13 protein-coding genes and 1 tRNA gene are annotated in these 17,686 nt (G+C 67.4%); 8 read left to right on the top strand and 6 right to left on the bottom strand.

Annotated elements, in window-relative coordinates:
* Positions 1–58 precede the first annotated feature (58 nt).
* From ACX9MO_RS15130 to ACX9MO_RS15120, 3 genes are all read left to right on the top strand, one after another.
* On the top strand, positions 59–655 hold the full coding sequence (locus ACX9MO_RS15130; RefSeq protein WP_462212434.1) for a nucleotidyltransferase family protein: 597 nt from the start codon (positions 59–61) through the stop codon (positions 653–655).
* Positions 656–746: 91 nt separating this feature from the next.
* The gene (locus ACX9MO_RS15125; protein ID WP_462212433.1) at positions 747–1,178 is read left to right on the top strand and encodes a nuclear transport factor 2 family protein; all 432 of its coding nucleotides are present in this window, start codon (positions 747–749) and stop codon (positions 1,176–1,178) included.
* Positions 1,179–1,265: 87 nt separating this feature from the next.
* On the top strand, positions 1,266–1,748 hold the full coding sequence (locus ACX9MO_RS15120) for a DUF1203 domain-containing protein (RefSeq protein ID WP_462212432.1): 483 nt from the start codon (positions 1,266–1,268) through the stop codon (positions 1,746–1,748).
* A 180-nt stretch (positions 1,749–1,928) separates the two neighbouring features.
* On the opposite strand, the gene ACX9MO_RS15115 is transcribed toward ACX9MO_RS15120, so the two are convergent.
* The 3 genes from ACX9MO_RS15115 to ACX9MO_RS15105 form a co-directional block, all read right to left on the bottom strand.
* Complete coding sequence (locus ACX9MO_RS15115; RefSeq protein ID WP_462212431.1) at positions 1,929–3,845, bottom strand: Hint domain-containing protein; 1,917 nt, start codon at positions 3,843–3,845, stop codon at positions 1,929–1,931.
* Between the two features lie 875 nt (positions 3,846–4,720).
* Positions 4,721–7,837 carry an efflux RND transporter permease subunit gene (locus ACX9MO_RS15110; RefSeq protein WP_462212430.1) on the bottom strand — a complete coding sequence of 1,039 codons (3,117 nt, stop codon included), beginning with the start codon at positions 7,835–7,837 and terminating at the stop codon, positions 4,721–4,723.
* Positions 7,838–7,866: 29 nt separating this feature from the next.
* The gene (locus tag ACX9MO_RS15105; protein WP_462212429.1) at positions 7,867–9,015 is read right to left on the bottom strand and encodes an efflux RND transporter periplasmic adaptor subunit; all 1,149 of its coding nucleotides are present in this window, start codon (positions 9,013–9,015) and stop codon (positions 7,867–7,869) included.
* Positions 9,016–9,243: 228 nt separating this feature from the next.
* On the opposite strand from ACX9MO_RS15105, the gene ACX9MO_RS15100 reads away from it, so the two are divergent.
* Positions 9,244–9,855, top strand: a complete 612-nt coding sequence (locus ACX9MO_RS15100) for a TetR/AcrR family transcriptional regulator (RefSeq protein WP_222489483.1) — start codon at positions 9,244–9,246, stop codon at positions 9,853–9,855.
* Positions 9,856–9,930: 75 nt separating this feature from the next.
* On the opposite strand, the gene ACX9MO_RS15095 is transcribed toward ACX9MO_RS15100, so the two are convergent.
* On the bottom strand, positions 9,931–10,965 hold the full coding sequence (locus ACX9MO_RS15095) for a serine hydrolase domain-containing protein (protein ID WP_462212428.1): 1,035 nt from the start codon (positions 10,963–10,965) through the stop codon (positions 9,931–9,933).
* Between the two features lie 360 nt (positions 10,966–11,325).
* On the opposite strand from ACX9MO_RS15095, the gene ACX9MO_RS15090 reads away from it, so the two are divergent.
* Positions 11,326–12,828 (top strand): SLC13 family permease, encoded by a 1,503-nt coding sequence (locus ACX9MO_RS15090; protein WP_462212427.1) that lies wholly within the window; start codon positions 11,326–11,328, stop codon positions 12,826–12,828.
* Positions 12,829–12,969: 141 nt separating this feature from the next.
* Here the strand turns inward: ACX9MO_RS15090 and ACX9MO_RS15085 are convergent, their stop codons facing one another.
* Entirely contained in the window at positions 12,970–13,377 is a 408-nt protein-coding gene (locus ACX9MO_RS15085) for a hypothetical protein (protein WP_462212426.1), read from the bottom strand.
* Between the two features lie 366 nt (positions 13,378–13,743).
* A tRNA-Leu gene (locus ACX9MO_RS15080) sits at positions 13,744–13,827 on the bottom strand.
* 219 nt (positions 13,828–14,046) lie between these two features.
* Between ACX9MO_RS15080 and ACX9MO_RS15075 the strand changes: the two genes are divergently transcribed.
* Genes ACX9MO_RS15075 through ACX9MO_RS15065 form a run of 3 tightly spaced genes read left to right on the top strand, consistent with a single transcriptional unit; the run spans position 14,047 to position 17,575 of the window.
* Positions 14,047–14,478, top strand: coding sequence for a MarR family winged helix-turn-helix transcriptional regulator (locus tag ACX9MO_RS15075; protein WP_222494872.1), 432 nt, complete (start codon positions 14,047–14,049; stop codon positions 14,476–14,478).
* On the top strand, positions 14,475–16,505 hold the full coding sequence (locus tag ACX9MO_RS15070; RefSeq protein ID WP_462212425.1) for an efflux MFS transporter permease: 2,031 nt from the start codon (positions 14,475–14,477) through the stop codon (positions 16,503–16,505). Before ACX9MO_RS15075 ends, ACX9MO_RS15070 begins: the two co-directional genes overlap by 4 nt.
* Complete coding sequence (locus ACX9MO_RS15065) at positions 16,502–17,575, top strand: HlyD family secretion protein (protein ID WP_462212424.1); 1,074 nt, start codon at positions 16,502–16,504, stop codon at positions 17,573–17,575. Before ACX9MO_RS15070 ends, ACX9MO_RS15065 begins: the two co-directional genes overlap by 4 nt.
* Positions 17,576–17,686: the final 111 nt, after the last annotated feature.

Raw genomic sequence — 17,686 nt, 5'->3', positions numbered from 1 at the left:
CGGCGCGCTGTGCATGTGGCGGCTGGTCAGTGGCGCGGGGGCGTGGTTATCTCGCCCCATGTCGCAGAGCCTGCCCGCCATCCTGATCCTCGCCGCCGGGTCCGCGACCCGGATGCGCGGCGCGGACAAGCTGATGCAGGCGGTCGCGGGGGCCCCGCTGCTGGCCAGGCTCACCCGCCGGGCGCAGGCTACGGGCGCACCGGTCTTCGTCGCCCTGCCGGATCTCGGGCATCCGCGCGCCGGGGCACTCGACGGCATGGACGTCACGCGCGTCCCGGTGCCCGATGCGGCGGAGGGCATGGCTGCCTCGCTTCGCGCCGGGGTCCGCGCCCTGCCCGAGGGCACCCCCGCCGTCCTGATCACCCCCGCCGACATGCCGGAGCTGACGGAGGACGACTTCGCCACCCTCCTCGCGGCCCACGCGGCGGCACCGGAGCAGACGGCGCGCGGGGCCTCCGGCAGCCGGCCCGGCCACCCGGTGCTCTTCCCCCGGGCGCTCTTTCCCGCGCTGCTGCGGCTCACCGGCGATGAAGGCGGGCGGGCGGTGCTGAAGGCGCATCCGCCCCGGCTGATCCCGCTGCCCGAGGCCCATGCGCTGACCGACCTCGACACGCCCGAGGCCTGGGCGGCCTGGCGCGCCATGCAGCCGGACTGAAATCCGGACTGAAAGTCGAACTGACCCGTCTCACATCAGCGTCACATCCCCTGCCTATCCTGCATCGGAGCAGACGCGAGAGGAGACGCATATGCCCCGCCTACCAGCCCCCGTCGCGGCCTATATCGCTGCCTGCAACGCGGGAGACGTCGACGGCATGTTGGCCCAGCTGGCCCAGGATGCGCTCTACCAGGCGATCCACGGCGGAGAGATCACCGCCGAGGCCGTGAACCGGGCGGAGTTCGAACATCTCGCCCGCGCCCGGCCCGGCTTCACCAGCCAGCAGCTGAGCGTGACGCAGGCCATCACCGTGGGCGACACCACCGCCCTGCGGCTGCGCCGTGCCCTTGCGCCCTGCCCCCAGGACACGCCCACCCCAGTACGGGATCCCTCGCAGGATCCGGCCCCCGCGTGGATGCAGGCCACGCCGCCGCGCAGCGGGGCCCCGGCGCGCGGCCGCGCGGGCACCGCGCTCTTCCGGCTGCGGCGGGAGCGGATCATCCGCATCCTCGTCTCAGACTGAGCCGCGCGGCGGCGATTGCGCAGGAACCGGGTCGGCAGCGTGGGGGCGGCGCGGGCAGACTGGCGGCGGTCCAACAGAGGAGCTTCCATGACCTTCCGCATCCATGCCCTGCCCCCCGACGCCTTCGCGCCGCTCTTTGCCCTCTCCGATGCCGAGCTGGCCGAGCGCAATGCCCTGCGCCGCATCGTGACGACGCAGCCCGGGGCGCCCTGCCGGGTCAGCCTCGCCGATGCCGCGCCGGGCGAGACGGTGATCCTGCTGAACTACACCCACCTGCCCGCCGCCAGCCCCTACCAGTCGCGCCATGCGATCTATGTCCGCGAGGGCGCGGCGCAGGCCCATCCCGAACCGGGCGCCGTCCCCGAGGTGCTGCTGCGGCGGCTGATCTCGGTGCGCTACTTCGATGACGCCGACCTGATGTGCGGCGCAGAGGTGGTCGAGGGATCGCGCCTTGCGAAGGCGCTGACCCGGGGCATGGCGGAGCCGGAGGTCGCCTATGCCCATCTGCACTACGCGGGCGCGGGCTGTTTCGCGGCCAGCGTGCAGCGTGACGCCAGCCGAGCCCCCTGAAACGAAAAAAACGCCGGCCCGGTCGGGCGGCGCGTCGGGGAGAGTAAGCCTGGGAAAGGGTGGTTGCCCACCCTTTCCCTGACCATTCGCAGACAGGGTGAAACGCCCGCGAATGAGCTGCATATTCCGTGGTGCACCGGCCCGCCGGGGGGCGCGCCGGTGTCGTGATCTGGAATGGGCTTACTTGGCCAGCAGGGCGGCTTCGTGGCGCTTCAGCGTGCGGCGGGCTGCCGCGTAGTTCGAGACGCCTTCTTCTTCCTGAAGTTCGGGGAAGAGTTCGAAGATCTCGTTGCGCTGTGCGTTTCCGAGGCCGTCCAGGGTCTGGTGACCGGGCTGGAAGCTTTCGGTCCACGACCCGTCCGAGAGCACCACTTCGTGGCGGTCGAACATGAAGTGGATGTAGGTGGTGCCCATGGTATCGACGGTGTCGATGCCCTTGAGACCCACGAGGTGCTTGGCGGCAACGAGGACCTCACGCTCTTCGAAGTAGAGCGCGGTCTTGTCGTTGTTCACCAGAACGCGGTGGTTCGGCGAGACCAGCATGTCACGCTCGGGCAGGCCGTAGCCGAGCGAGCCCTTCTGGATCAGCACCGGACGCAGGTGCGCGGCGCGGGCCAGTTCCTGGGCGTTCATCTGGCGGGCACCGGTCCAGCGGATTTCCTGGATGCCGTTGTCGCGGGTGATGATCCGGTCGCCTGCGCGCAGTTCCTCGACCAGACGCTCGCCCTTGGGCGTGGCGATCAGGGTGCCGGGGGTGAAGCAGGGGATGACGTTCTCGATGTCCTCGAAGGTGGCCGAACCGGTGAACTCGTCATCGGCGTCGAAGAAGTTGACCGTGCCGTCCTCGGGGTCGTCGTCGGAGTAGATCACCTCCAGGCGGCCGCCCTCGGGGGCCGCGCCACGCAGGTCGAGGGTGTCGTAGTCCACGTCGGTGCCCGACCCGCCGTCGATGTGATCGCCGGGGGCTGCGCCGTGGAACAGGTCCTCGTCGTTCTCGCCGCCATAGATCGTGTCGGCGCCGGTGCCGCTGTAGATCGTGTCGTTGCCGTCGCCGCCGTAGATGAGGTTGTCCCCTTCGTTGGCATGGATCAGGTCGTTGCCGCCTTCACCGTAGATCGTGTCGTCACCGGTGCCGCCGAGGATCGTGTCGCTGCCCGCAGGCGCATCGAAGTAGATGTCGGTGACGTTGATCTCGGAGGAATGGTCGCCGTCCTGCGTGTGGCAGATGACGATCGAGGAGACCGGGCCGTCGATGGAGACGAGCACCGAGGTGCTGGGATCGGTCGCCGGTTCGATCGAACCGTCGGCGCTGATCGAGGAGCCGTTCACGATGGTGGAGTCGCCGGCGTCCAGCGTCACGTCGACGAAGTTGCCGTCCGCGTCGTAGGCGCAGATCACGACGTTCGAGTCGTAGTCGATGTCGTTGATCCGGAAGGAGACGTCGGTGACTTCCTCGTCGAAGTCCCACTCGTAGGTGGCGGATTCACCGTTTTCCTGCACCCAGGATGCGAGCGAGGAGTGGGTGTCCGGATCGGTGCCGTCATCCTCGATCCCGTCGGTCAGCTGTTCGTTGCCGTCGAACTGGGTGATCGGGGTCAGGTTCGAGTCCGCGATCGTGAAGGTCACGTTCACCGAACCGGTGTTCTGGGTGAAGGTCGTGGGCGTGTCTTCGTATTGGGACAGCTCGCCGTCGCCGGAGGTATCCGGCGTCAGGCTCCACTGGAAGACTTCGCGGGCGTCGACCGCTTCACCGGTTTCGGCGTCGTAGTTGGAGTCGCCGTAGACGAGGTTATTGCCGTAGCCAACGTTGATGTAGTCGTCGCCGGCGCCGCCGTAGACTTCATCGTTGCCTTCGCCCGTATAGATCGTGTCGTTGCCGCCGCCGGCCACGACGATGTCGTCGTCGCCTTCCTCGCCGGGGAGGATCGCGTCGTTGTTGTCGATCATGTCGCCCTCGGGGTCACCGGTATAGGCGAGATCGATACGGTTGGCTTCGTTGTTGCCCGAAACGATGCCGTCGCCGGCGCCGTTGGGCGTGGTGGGATCCGTGGGATCGGTCGGCGTAATGCAGCCGCAGTTCGAAGTATAGATCGTCATTTCTTTTCACCCTTAATGGCCATGCGGGACAGGCAGCGTCCCGTTTGCAGCGACCCCGGCGATACCCTGCCGGAACAAATACGTTCCCGCTTCACCTGGCGAAGGATGCGTGCTTGAGGTCCGATCCGGGGCCGAACCTCCAATGGGTTCGGGCAGGCAACAACCGAACAGTCCAGTGCCCCCGCACCGGTTGGCCAGCTTCGGAACTGGCAGCACATCCCATGGATGCCTGAAGTGTAACGGTGGCCGCCCCATGGCCAGCAGTCTTGTGCCCCCCAGTCGGGCAACACCTTGATATCGACGTATTTGCCTCAAACAAAGCAAAATTCGACCGAAATGCGGCAGGGAAGCGGCCATGAGCGGGCAGAAATCTGCAGAAAAATACAACCAATGCGTGTTATCGTTTCCATCGCAGAAAACAGAAAACGCATCATATTTCGTGAATTCTTAAGTTTTGCAGGCGTATAGGCTCCAAGTCGCGCAACCAGGATCACTCAACTGTCCACACATCGGAGACAGGCGCGCCTCCCCCAAAACGGCAAATTATTTTCACATTTTAGAAGGACTTGACGCGTTGCACGTTCGATCTGGAGAACCAATCACCTAGCCTTGTGTTCATTGGTTCCGGATAACACCTGCGTGCCACAATTCCCCCGTCGAATCGAGCCCGAATCGGACGCCGGCACGGCGAAAAGCGGCAAGTTCGCGGCATGATTGCAGGACGTGCCTTTTTCTGCCCCATTCCTTCCCGCGGAAGCGCCCGCCGGACCCACGCGCCGCAACAGGGCACCGAACCAGGGTCCGGGCGACATGACAAAGGCCCGGTGGATCGCTCCACCGGGCCTTCGATGCCGTCTTTGGCTGGTCTGGCGGCCTCAGGCCGTCGACTTCTTGCGCCGGAACATGTGGGTGACCTTGATCACCACCACGTAGAACAGCGGCACGAAGAGCACACCCAGAACCGTGGCAGCGATGGTGCCGCCCAGCACGCCGTAGCCGATGGCCTGACGGCCGCCCGCCCCTGCCCCGGAGGACAGCACCAGCGGCAGCACGCCCAGGCCGAAGGCCATGGAGGTCATGACGATCGGACGGAACCGCATCTTGGCCGCGTGCTTGGTGGCCTCCAGCAGCTCCTCGCCGGCCTCCATCCTCTCGCGGGCGAATTCCACGATCAGGATGGCGTTCTTGCCGGTCAGGCCGATCACCGTCAGCAGGCCCACCTGGAAGAAGACGCCGTTGACGAAGCCGCCGAACCAGGCGCCCGCCAGGGCCCCGAGCGCCCCCAGGGGCATGGCCAGCATCACCGCGAAGGGGATCGACCAGCTCTCGTAGAGCGCCGCGAGACAGAGGAAGACCGCCGCCAGCGACAGGGCGTAGAGCAGCCCCGCCTGACCGCCGCTTTCGCGTTCCTCCAGCGAGAGGCCGGTCCAGGCGACGTTGAAGCCCGGGGGCAGCTGTGCGGCAAGGCGCTCGATCTCGGCCATGGCGTCACCGGAGGCGACACCCTCGACCGGCGAGCCCTGGAGCTGCATCGAGGGGATACCGTTGTAGCGCGTCAAGCCCTGCGGACCGTACTGCCAGTCCGCGGTGGTGAAGTTGGCGAAGGGTACCAACCCGCCCGAGGCGTTCCGCACCCGCCACTTGGCGAGGTCGGACGGCGCGGCCCGGCTTTCCGGTTCGCCCTGCACGTAGACGCGCTTGATCCGGCCCCGGTCGATGAAGTCGTTCACGTAGGACCCGGCCCAGGCGATGGAGAGCGTGTTGCCCACCTCTGCCGGGGTCAGCCCCATCGCGCCGGCGGCCTGCCAGTCGATGTCGAGGTTGAACTGCGCCGCATCTTCCAGACCCGAGGGCCGGATCGAGGCGATGAGCGGGCTCTGCGAGGCCATCCCCAGCAGCTGGTTGCGCGCGGCAAGCAGCTGTTCGTGGGTCTGACCCGCCTGCGCCTGCAGATAGAAGTCGAAGCCCGAGACGTTGCCCAGTTCGGTCACCGCGGGCGGCACGATCGGGAAGACCATGGCGTCCTTGATCTGGGAGAAGGCGCCGAAGGCCCGGCCCGCGATCGCCTGTACCGACTGGTCGGGGCGCGGACGCTCCTCCCAGTCCTTCAGCCGCACGAAGGACAGACCCATGTTCTGTCCCGACCCGCCGAAGCTGAAGCCGACCACGCCGAAGACGGCCTCCACGTTCTCGGTCTCGTTCTCGCGGTAGTGGGTCACCACGGTGTCGAGGACCTTCTGGGTCCGCTCGGCGGTGGCACCGGTGGGGGCCTGGATGATGGTCATCAGCACGCCCTGGTCCTCGTCCGGCAGGAAGCCGGTCGGGGTGTTGGTGAACATCCACGCGGCCCCCGCGCCAAGCGCGAGGTAGATCACGAGGATGCGCAGCGGACGCCGGATCATGTAGCCGACCGTGCCGCCGTAGCCGCCGGTCAACCCGTTGAAGCCCTTGTTGAACCATGCCCCCGGCCCCTTGCGGGTGTGGTGCACGGCCTTCTCCTTCAGCAGCGTGGCGCAGAGCGCCGGCGTCAGGGTCAGCGCCACCAGCACCGAGAGCGCCATGGCCGAAACGATGGTGATCGAGAACTGCTGGTAGATCACCCCGGTGGACCCGCCGAAGAAGGCCATCGGCACGAAGACCGCCGAGAGGACCAGCGCGATCCCGATCAGGGCGCCGGTGATCTGGCCCATCGACTTGCGGGTCGCTTCCTTGGGCGGCAGCCCCTCCTCTTCCATGATCCGTTCGACGTTCTCCACCACGACGATGGCGTCATCGACCAGCAGGCCGATGGCCAGCACCATGGCCAGCATGGTCAGCGTGTTGATGGTGAAGCCGAAAGCCGCGAGGATGCCGAAGGTGCCGAGGATGACGACCGGCACGGCCAGCGTCGGGATCAGCGTCGCCCGGATGTTCTGCAGGAAGAGCAGGATCACGAGGAAGACGAGGATGATCGCCTCGATCAGGGTCTTCTGCACCTCGTGGATCGAGATCTCGACGAAGGGCGTGGTGTCGTAGGGAATGACGTAGCTCACCCCGTCGGGGAAGTAGGCGGACATCTCCTCGATCTGGTGACGGACCCGCTCGGAGGTCTCCAGCGCGTTCGCGCCCGAGGCCAGCTGGATCGCCATCCCCGAGGCCGGGTTGCCGTTGAACGTCGCGATTGTCTGGTAGTCCTGCGCGCCGATCTCGATCCGCGCCACGTCCTTCAGCAGCACGAGGCCGCCGTCGGTTTCCGCCCGCAGCACGATCTGCTCGAACTCCTCGGGGGTGTTCAGCAGCGACTGTGCGGTGATCGTGGCGTTCAGCTGCTGGCCCTCGACCGCGGGCAGCGTGCCGAAGGCACCGGCCGAGATCTGGGCGTTCTGGGCCGACACCGCGCTCACCACGTCGGAGGGCGTCAGCTCGTAGGCCGCCAGCTTGGACGGGTCGAGCCAGATCCGCATGGCGTATTGCGCGCCGAAGACCTGCACGCCGCCCACGCCTTCGATCCGGCTGAACGTGTCGACGAGGTTCGAGTTCAGGTAGTCGGACAGGTCGACCTGGGTGAAGGTCGGGTCATCCGAGATCAGGCCGATCACCATCAGGAAGCCCTGAGAGGCCTTGGCCACCCGGACCCCGTTGCGCTGCACCGCGTCGGGCAGCAGCGCCGTGGCGGTGGAGAGCTTGTTCTGCACCTGCACCTGCGCGATGTCCGGGTCGGTCCCGGTCTCGAATGTCAGGGTGATCGTCGCGGAGCCCGCAGAGGTCGAGCTGGAGTTCATGTAGCGCAACCCGTCGAGCCCGGTCATCTGCTGTTCGATGAGCTGGGTGACGGTGTTCGCCACGGTCTGCGCCGAGGCGCCCGGATAGGACGCCGTGATCCGCACCGACGGCGGTGCGATCTGCGGATATTGCGCGACGGGAAGCGTCGTGACGGCCAGGTAGCCGATGCCCATGATGATGATCGAGATCACCCAGGCAAAGACCGGCCTGTCGATAAAGAAACGTGCCATTGGGGAGCTTTCTGTTGGTGCCGGTCAGATCAGTTGGCGGGGGCTGCCGCGCGTTCCTGCGGGGCGACGGTCGCGCCAACGCCGATCTTCTGCAGGCCCTCGACGATCACCTTGTCACCGGCGGCGACACCCTCGTCCACGACCCAGTAGGCGCCCTGGTCGCGCAGCACATTCAGCGTGCGTTCCTCGACGGTGTTGTCTGCGGTCACGACCATGGCCACGGCCTGGCCGCGACGGTTGCGGCTCACGCCTTCCTGCGGGACCAGCACGACGTCATGGGCGGTGCCGAGCGGCATGTCCACCTGTACGTACATGCCCGGCAGCAGCAGCCCGTCGGGGTTGGGGAAGCTGAGGCGCAGCACGACGACGCCGGTCTGCTCGTTCACGTAGGGTTCAGCAGCCGAGAGTTTGCCGGTCTGGTCGTAGTCGGTGCCATCGGCCAGTTTCAGCGTGACCATGGCCGAGGTCGCCTCGGCCTCGCCGGCCTCGACGGCGGCATTCTGGCGGCGCCACTGGATCAGTTCGGCGGCGGATTGGGTCACGTCCACGTTTACCGGGTCGATGTCGCGGATCGTGGTCAGCGCGGTGGACTGACCGGAGGTCACGAGCGAGCCCTGCGTGGTCGAGCTGAGCCCGATCACGCCCGAGAGCTGCGCCCGGATCGTGGTCCGGTCCAGGTCGATGCGGGTCGACATGAGCTGCGCCTCGGCCACCTTCACGGCGGCGGCGGCCACGTCACGCTCGGCCTGCGCCGCGTCGAAGTTCTGCTGGGTCGAAACATTGCGGCGCAGCAGTTCTTCCTGCCGGGTCAGCTCGGTTTCGGCCGATTTCAGCGTGGCCTCGGCCTGTGCGAGGGAGGCATTGGCGCTTTCCACGCTGGCCTCGTAGGTGGCGTCATCGATCCGGTAGAGCGGATCGCCGACCTTCACCTCTGCACCTTCCTCGAACAGGCGTTCAAGGACGATGCCGTTGACCTGCGGACGCACTTCGGCAGACGCCGAGGCCGCCACGCGGCCCGGCAGCACCGAGGTCAGGGTCACATCCTGGCTTTCCAGCGTGACCACGGTCACCGGGACGGCCTGCTGCCCCCCGCCCTGCTGCGCAGCAACCGGGAAGGCAACCGCGCCGGAGAATGCGGCGACGGAAAGGGAACGAATGATCGTAGAACGAATTGTCATAGTAAGGTCGTCCTGAATTGCTGGGGTCTTGCGAAGCGGGACACGGGAGTCCCCTCTGCATGCGCTCTTGACCGGGATTAAGGAAACGACGTAGTTTTGTAAAGCGCAAGTTCGCCGATCGGAATGCACCGGCCTTTGCATCTTGGAGGAGAGTTGGAAATCACGCCAGAAAAGAGTCGCGGCCCGATGTCAGGGTGCTGTTGCGGCGAGCGCAAGCGCGGTCGCCCTGTGCAGATCGAGCCCGACCTGCGTGCAAGGCTGATCGTCGACGCAGCCGAGACCGTGCTGGCCGAGGACGGTGTGGCGCGGATCACCATGGCCGCCGTCGCCCGCGAGGCCGGCATGTCCAAGCGCACGGTCTACAGCCATTTCGCGACCCGCGAAGAGCTGATCTGCGCCTGTATCGAGCGGATGCACGAGGCGATCGTCCGCCCGCTTTCGACGGCGGCGCAGGATCTGCCGCTGGCGCAGCGTCTCGACCTCCTTCTGACGCTGAACCTCGAAGCCACCGCGGCGGTGCGGAAGGTGGAGCTGCTGCGCTCCGTCATCGCGGAGGCCCCGAGCCAGCCGGAGCTGGCCGCCTCGGTCCTCCGGTCCGGGCTGCTGGCGCTTGCCGCGCAGATCCGGGACGAGCTTGACCGCGCCGTGGAGCGCGGAGAGGCCGAGATCCCCGACACCGAGCTTGCCGCGGAGATGCTGCGCGACATGGCCTATCCCAATGTGCTCGAGGTGCTGCTGCGCTGCGATGTTCCCCACGAGGAGCGCATGGCCAAACTGGACAAGCGCCGGCCGCTCGCGGTGGCGGCCTTCTGCAAGGCGGTCGCGCCCGATAGGGGCTGATCCCCGCAGGCTCACCGCCCCGGCCGTGTCATCCCGGGCCGTTCTGCCCCCGCGCACCCCTGCCCTGACGCCGCGCTAGTCCGTCACGACGTCGGGCAGAGCCTCGACCGCCGCGATGATCCCTCCCAGCAGGTCATGCAGATCGTCCCGGTGGCCCGTTCGGCTCGACGGGCTGTTGTTGTCCGAGGTCATCGCCACGGTCATCTCCAGCGCGGGCACCACGTAGACCATCTGCCCGCCATAGCCCCAGCCATAGTGGACCTTCTGCCCCGCGATCCGGGTCGAGAACCAGCCGTAGCCATAGCCGTGCCCGGTGTAGCGCGACCGCGTGCGGCTCTGCCATGAGGCCTCGATCCAGTCGCGCGACAGCAGTTGCCGCCCCTCCGCCGTGCGTCCGCCGCGGCGGTAGAGCTCCCCGAAGGCCAGCAGCGAGCGTGGGCTCATCGCCATGAGGTTGCCCCCCACGTAGATGCCCTGCGGGTCGCGGTCCCAGCCCGCGATGCGGAAGCCCTCCAGCGGCCCAAGCCAGTCGCGGGCGAGCGCCAGCGTGGAGCGGCCGGACACCTCGGTCAGGATCGCCGAGAGCAGGTGGCTGGAGCCGGTGGAGTAGATCATCCGCCCGCCGGGATCGTCCTCGAAATCCTGCGCAAGGGCGAAGCGCACCCAGTTCGGGCTGTTCACCCAGCGGCCGTAATTGCGCCCCGAGGTCGAGCCGAGCCCCGCCTGCATCGACAGCAGGTTGCCCACCGTCACCTCGCGCAGACGCGGATCGGGGTTGGCAGGCAGCCGGCTGGCGAGGATCGGGGCGATGGGCTGGTCCGGGCCCTCCAGCAGGCCCTTGTCGATCGCGATGCCCACGAGGGCCGAGATGACCGACTTGGAGGCCGACATGATCGGCGTCGGGCTCTCGGTGTCATGGCCATGATAGCCGCGCGCGGCCAGCAGGTCGCCGTTGCGTGCCACGAGGACGGACTGGAGCGGCTCCAGCGCGTCGGCCTCCTCGAGCACCTCCGCCAGCACCTCCTCCATCCGGGCCTCCTGCGCGGCGAGCGGCGGCACAGCGAGGGCACAGGTCAGGGTCAGGGTCGCGGCGAAAAGACGGGGGATCACGGGCGTCTCCGGTGTGAGGGGCGTTCAGGGGCAATCTGGACCTGATCGGCGGAAATGCCCCATCACGTCGCCTAGCATTGCCGTGAGCGCGCAGTCAGGGGCCAGCAGGCGTTCCGGCCGAGTCGCCCTGCCTCGACGTGTGCGGGGCCGCATCCGCGCGCTCCTCAGGCTGCGGATTGCGCTCCACGCATGGCTCCCCTGACCGTCGCGCGCGAATCTGTGCGGCAATCCGCACAGCCCCCGAGGACCAGTCCAAACCCGCCCTGACGGGCCTTGAAATTTTCGTCAGCGGGGCGCGATGGCCCTTGCCCGGCGGCCGTCCTGCCCCCTCTAACCAACGGGAACAGAAGGAAGGACAGAATGCGCACCAATCCGACCGAACAGGAGCTTCAGGCCCAGGCCGACCCGAACCACCCGCCCCACGACGACGCGCCCGAGCCGATCGCCCCGGTGCGCTTGGCCGCGCTGATCGCCGGCCCGGTGCTGGCGGTGATCCTGCTGCTGCTGCCCGCGCCCGCGGGCCTCAACCCCGAGGCCTGGCGGCTGGTGGCCCTGACGGTCTGGATGGTGATCTGGTGGCTGGCCGAGGCCGTCCCCCTGCCCGCCACCGCCCTGCTGCCGATCCCGATGCTGCCGATCCTCGGCATCCAGCAGGTGGCCGAGGTCACGGTGCGCTACGGCAACCACCTGATCTTCCTCTTCCTCGGCGGTTTCATCCTTGCCGCGGGGATGCAGCGCTGGGGCCTGCACCGGCGCATCGCGCTCTTCATCGTGCAGAAGATCGGCACCTCGCCCGGCGGGATCATCGCGGGCTTCATGCTGGCGACCGGCTTCCTGTCCATGTGGATCTCGAACACCGCCACCGCGGTGATGATGTATGCCGTGGGCATCTCGGTAATCGAGTTCGTGGACAGCAAGGTGGCGGACAAGAAGATGGCCCGCAACTTCGCCGTGTCGCTGCTGCTCGCCATCGCCTTTTCCGCCTCCATCGGGGGGGTCGGGACGCTGATCGGCACGCCGCCGAACGCCCTGCTGGCGGGTCTGCTGTCGGACAGCTACGACATCCAGGTCGGCTTCCTGCAGTGGATGCTGCTCGGCGTGCCCGTCGTCATCGTGATGCTGCCCGCCGCCTATTTCCTGCTGACCAAGGTGATCTTCCCCACCAGGGGGCTGGAACTGGGCGAGGTCCGCTCGATCATCGACGAGGAGTACCAGAAACTCGGCAAGATGGACCGGGGCGAGATCATCGTGGCCATCGTCTTTGGCGCGGCGGCCTTCTTCTGGGTCACCCGCAGCTTCCTCGGCCTGCCGCTGAACGACGCGGGCATCGCCATGGCGGCGGCCCTGCTGCTCTTCGCGATCCCGGTGTCGCGCAGGGAGGGCTACGTGCTGGACTGGACCGTCACCCGCACCCTGCCCTGGGGCGTGCTGATGCTCTTCGGGGGCGGCCTCGCACTGGCTGGCGCCTTCGAGGCGACAGGCCTCGCGCAGTGGATCGGCGACATGGTCGGCGGGCTGCAGGGCGTGAACCTCTGGGTGCTGATCCTCGTGGTGACCACGGCAATCGTCTACCTGACCGAGATCACCTCGAACACCGCCTCGACCGCCACCTTCCTGCCGATCCTCGGCGCGGTGGCCGTGGGTCTGGGCGTGCCGGTCGAATACCTGATGGTGCCCGTGGCGCTCGGTGCGTCGATGGCCTTCATGATGCCGGTGGCGACGCCGCCCAACGCCATCGTCTTCTCCTACGAGGGGCTGCATCTGGCGGACATGGTCAAGGCAGGCTTCCTGCTCAACATCATCTCCATCGCCGTGGTCTACGGCGCGATGTACCTGCTCGCCGGGCCAGTCTTCGGGCTCTGATCTTCGGGCTCTGATCTCCGGGCTCTGATCCCCCGGGACACCCCGACGACCGAAGGGCTGTCCGCGGGGCAGACAGGACAAAGGGGCCGCGGACGCGGCCCCTTTTTCGTGGCGCACATCCCCTCCGCTGGCGTCAGCGGCTCACTTCACGCCGATGATCGTCGGCTTGTCGGAGTTGTAATCGATGTAGTGCCAGCCGTTGCGGATCGTCATGCACTTGTACTCGTCGCCGCTCTCGTCCTTGAACTTGAAGCTCCATCCCTTCGAGTTCTGGAAGTTGATCCGGTACTTGTAGATCACCCCCCGGTCGTTGCTGACATAGCCCTGTGCGATGCCGATGTCCTCGGCCTGGCTGGAGGTATAGCCCTGCTGGCCGGGCACCCAGTTGAGTTCCTTGTAGGACTCCGTGGCGTCGGCCTTGTTCATCTCGGCCAGGATCGTGTTGGCGGCATAGCCCTCGGACTTGGGAAAGCCCATCTCGTAGCTGCCGCCCTTCGGCGTTTCGACGTGCAGAACCACGTGGTCGTCGGTTTCGGAAACGGTCGTCATGCAAAGTCCTCCTGAGAAAAATCGAATGGAAAGTGGGGGCGAGACTACGTCCGCCGCCCCCGCAAGATCAACCTAAGGTTGTTCGATGCGGATTGCACAGCGCGTTTCGGATATGGCGACGATGGCGCGGGGGGATACGGTCGGGGCAAAAAAAAGCCCACCACGTCGGAACGGGCGGGCCAGAGCACAATGCCGTCGAAACACCTTGGGGGGCGCCCTACGGCAGAGAGGCAGCGGAACGGTTCGGGTGTATCCGCCACGAGACCTGTATACAGGGCGCCCCGGGCACCGACAATGACATGATTTGTGTCAGGACGGAGGAGAGGCCCCCCCGACATGGGCGTGGTGCGTTCGTTCTGTCAGGGCTGGTACCCAAGGCCGGACTCGAACCGGCACGCCTTGCGGCGGGGGATTTTGAATCCCCTGCGTCTACCATTCCGCCACTTGGGCCCTGCGGGCGTTGCTAGCGCACCGCGCCGGGCGCGTCCAGAGGGATCGACGCGCGAGAGGCCTCTCCCCACAAGCGCCCCGCTGCGGCCGGTCCGGCGATGCTGCGGCTGCACAGGCGCCTCTGCCCGTCTGCACAGGTCAGCGATCTTGACGCATCCAGGGCACAGGATTAACTGGCTAACAACTTGCCTAGCTAACCATCTTGACCGGAGGTCACCCATGCCCGCAGACCAGACGCAGCTCTTCGACGCGCTGCAAAACGTGGTCCGCGCCTTTCGGCGTCAGTTCGATGCCAATGCGCGCGAGATGGGGCTGACTCTGTCCCGCGCCCGGCTGATCCGCACCCTGACGCTGATCGAAGGCGCCACGCAGGCGGAACTGGCCGCGGAACTCGGGATCGAGGCCCCCTCGGCCAAGCGCCAGATCGACGCGCTCGAGCGTGATGGGTTCATCGAGAGACGCGGGCTGGAAGGCGATGCGCGCAAGCGCGCGCTCTACCTGACCGACCGGGCAAGAGAGAAGGAAATCAGCCGCTTCAGCACCCATATCCGGGCGCAGGCGCTCGAGGGCATCCCGCCCGAGGACATCGCCACCGCACGCCGCGTGCTGGAGCAGGTCACCGAGAATATCGCGGAATACAAGTTCGAATGACCAAGAGGACCACAGAAACGTCCGACGCGAAGATCGCGTCCGAGGCGGCAGCCTCAGCCGCACCGGCGTCACCGGCCGGGACAGAAGACCTGCGCACCGAGGAAGCCACGGCAGACGCCAAGCGCCTCGCCGCGCAGGCGCGTGGCGCCGCGGTGGACAGCGCCGCACCGGCCCCTGACCGCACCGCACGAACATCGGGCGACGGCCCCTATGGGCCCGCCGGAACGGGCGACGCGGATCGCGAAGTTGGGCCCGCCGCCACTCCTGCGCCGGAGCCCGGCCCTGAGCCTGCCGCCGAGCTCGCACATGCGGCCCCCACGCAGACCGAACCCGCACAGGCCCAACCCACACAGACCGAAACCGTAGGGGCCGAAACCGTAGCGGCCGAAACCGCAGACCCCCAGACGGCACAGGCGCAGACGGCACAGGCGCAGCCCGCGCCGCCGCCCCCTGCCCCGGCCATGTCGCCACTTCAGGCGCTGCCCTACATGTTCGCCTCCGTTCTTCTGGCGATCAGCCAGGGGCTGGGACAGGGGTTCGTCACCGTCAACATCCCGCAGTTCTCGGGCGACCTCGGCGTGACCACCACGCAGGGCACCTGGTTGCTGGCGGCCTACATGATCCCGCGCGCCTCGCTGCCGCTGATGCTGATCAAGATCCGCACCCAGTTCGGCCTGCGCCGCTTTGCCGAGGTGGGGATCGCAGCCTATGTCATCGTGGCCTTCGGCGCGCTCTGGATCACCGACCTGCGCTCGGCCGTCATCATGCAGTTCCTCTCGGGCGTGGCCGCCGCCCCGCTGGCGACGCTGGCCTTCCTCTACATGCTGGAACCGCTGGCGCCGCAGTGGAAGCTGAAGCTGGGTCTGCCCATGGTGCTGGCGCTGCTCTTCTCGGGCACGACCATCGCGCGGCTGATCTCGCCCTCGCTGATCGGCGACGGGTTCATCTGGAACGTCCACCTCGTGACGCTGGGGCTGGCGATGCTCTCGCTCGCCATGGTCTACCTGCTGCCGCTGCGGCCGGTGCCCCATGCCAAGGTGATCCAGCCCCTCGACCTCGTCAGCTTCGGGCTCATCGCCATGGGCTTCGGGGGCATGACCGTGGCCTTCGTCATGGGGCCGATCCACTGGTGGGACGATGCCGTCTGGATCGGCTGGCTGCTGGCGGGCTGTGTCGTCTGCCTGATCGTGGCCGCCGTGATCGAGCTGCACCGCGAGACCCCGCTGCTGGACCTGCGCTGGATCGCGAGCCCGCCGATCCTGCACCTGACCGGCACGCTGATGATCTTCCGGCTCGTCCTGTCGGAGCAGACCTCCGGCGCGCCGCGGATGTTCCAGACCATGGGCCTCGCGCCCGAGCAGATGACCCCGCTCTTCGCGGTGATCGTGCTGGCGACCTTCGTGGGCGTGCTGGCCTCGGTCGCCTACCTGACGCCCAAGCGAGTGCCCGCCTTCCAGTTCGTGGCCCTCGTCCTGATCGCGACGGGGGCGTGGATGGACAGCCAGTCCTCCATGCTGACCCGGCCCGAGCAGATGTACATTAGCCAGGCGCTGATCGCCTTTGCCGGGATGCTCTGCCTGCCGCCGGCGATGATGTCGGGCTTCATGTCCGCGCTCGCCAAGGGGCCCAGCTACATCCTGTCCTTCGTGATCGTCTTCCTCTCGACCCAGAGCCTCGGCGCGGTCGCGGGGGCGGGTCTCTTCACCACGATCATCAACCACCGGCAGGCCGCCCACCTCCAGCACCTGCGCGAGCAGATCCAGACCAGCGACCCGCTGGCGCAGGCCGAGGTTGCCCGCAACGTGGCCGCCCTGCTCAGCCAGCAGCCCGATGCGGCTGCGCGCTCGGCGCAGGCGGTCTATCAGCTCTCCTCCACCGTTTCGTCGCAGGCCTACGTGATGGCCTACAACGACGCCTATTTCACCATTTTCCTCATCGCGACCGTCGCTGCCTCTGCGCTCCTCCTCCATGTCCTGCGGGACTGGATGGTGGCGCGGTCCCTCCGCCAGACCGAAGTACCCGCATGAAAAAGATCCATCTCCTCCCGACCCTCCTGACCCTCGCCATCGGCGTGGCGGGCCTCGCGCTCGTTCTCTTCGCCTGGCACCTGCCGCCCTTCTCCCCGGCGCAGCCCACGACCGAGAACGCGTATGTCCGCGGCAAGGTCACGGCCCTCGCCCCGCAGCTCTCGGGCTATATCGCCGAAGTCGACGTGACCGATTTCCAGACCGTCCACGCCGGTGACGTGATCGCCCGGATCGACGACCGCACCTATACCCAGGCCCTCGCCCAGGCCGAGGCCGATCTCGCCTCCGCCAAGGCGGCGCTGGAAGTGGCCAAGCAGGACCTGAATTCCGCCAAGGCTGCCAGCCGCTCGTCCGAGGCCTCGCTCAAGGGCGCGCAATCTGCCCTCGCCACCGCCAAGTCGGAGTGGGACCGGGTGCGCGCGCTGAGTGATCGCGGCATCTCCTCGCAGTCCACCGCCGATCAGGCGGAACTCTCCTACAAGCAGGCCGAGGCCTCGCTGGCCGAGGCCGAGGCCACCGTCGAGGTGCGCAAGCAGGCCATCGCCAGTGCCGAGGTCGCCATCAGCACCAAGAAGACCGCCATCACCCGGGCCGAGGCCACGGTGGAACTGGCCCGGATCGACATGGATCGTACCGTGGTGCGCGCGCCCGCCGACGGGCGTCTGGGGCAGGTCTCGGCCCATGTCGGGCAATATGTCAGCGCGGGCACCACGCTGGTCTCCCACGTGGGCACAGACCTCTGGGTGATCGCCAACTTCAAGGAAACCGGCCTGCGCGGCGTTCAGATCGGGCAGGAGGTGAAGATCAGCGTCGATGCGCTCGACGGGCGGGTGTTCCAGGGCCATGTGCAGAACTTCTCGCCCGCCACGGCGTCCGAGTTCAGCCTGCTCTCCAGTTCCAATGCCACCGGCAACTTCACCAAGATCGCGCAGCGCCTGCCGGTGCGGATCTCCATCGACCCGGATCAGGAGATGGCGGGCGCCCTCGCCCCCGGCCTCTCGGTCGAGGTGGAGGTCGATACCGACAGCACCCCGGTGCAGCAGGCACAGGCCGGCGCGATCTTCGGCTGAGCCTGCCCCCGGCCCTCGCGGCCTACAGCCTCACACAGCGCGCGCCCGGTTATCGGACCGGGCCCGCGCCCCTTTCGGCCAAGGCACCGGACAGCCGTCACCGGAGGCCGC

The organism is Pseudooceanicola profundus, assembly GCF_054919315.1.
The sequence above is the reverse complement of the archived record's forward strand: the minus strand, read 5'-3'. Positions and strand labels throughout refer to the sequence as shown.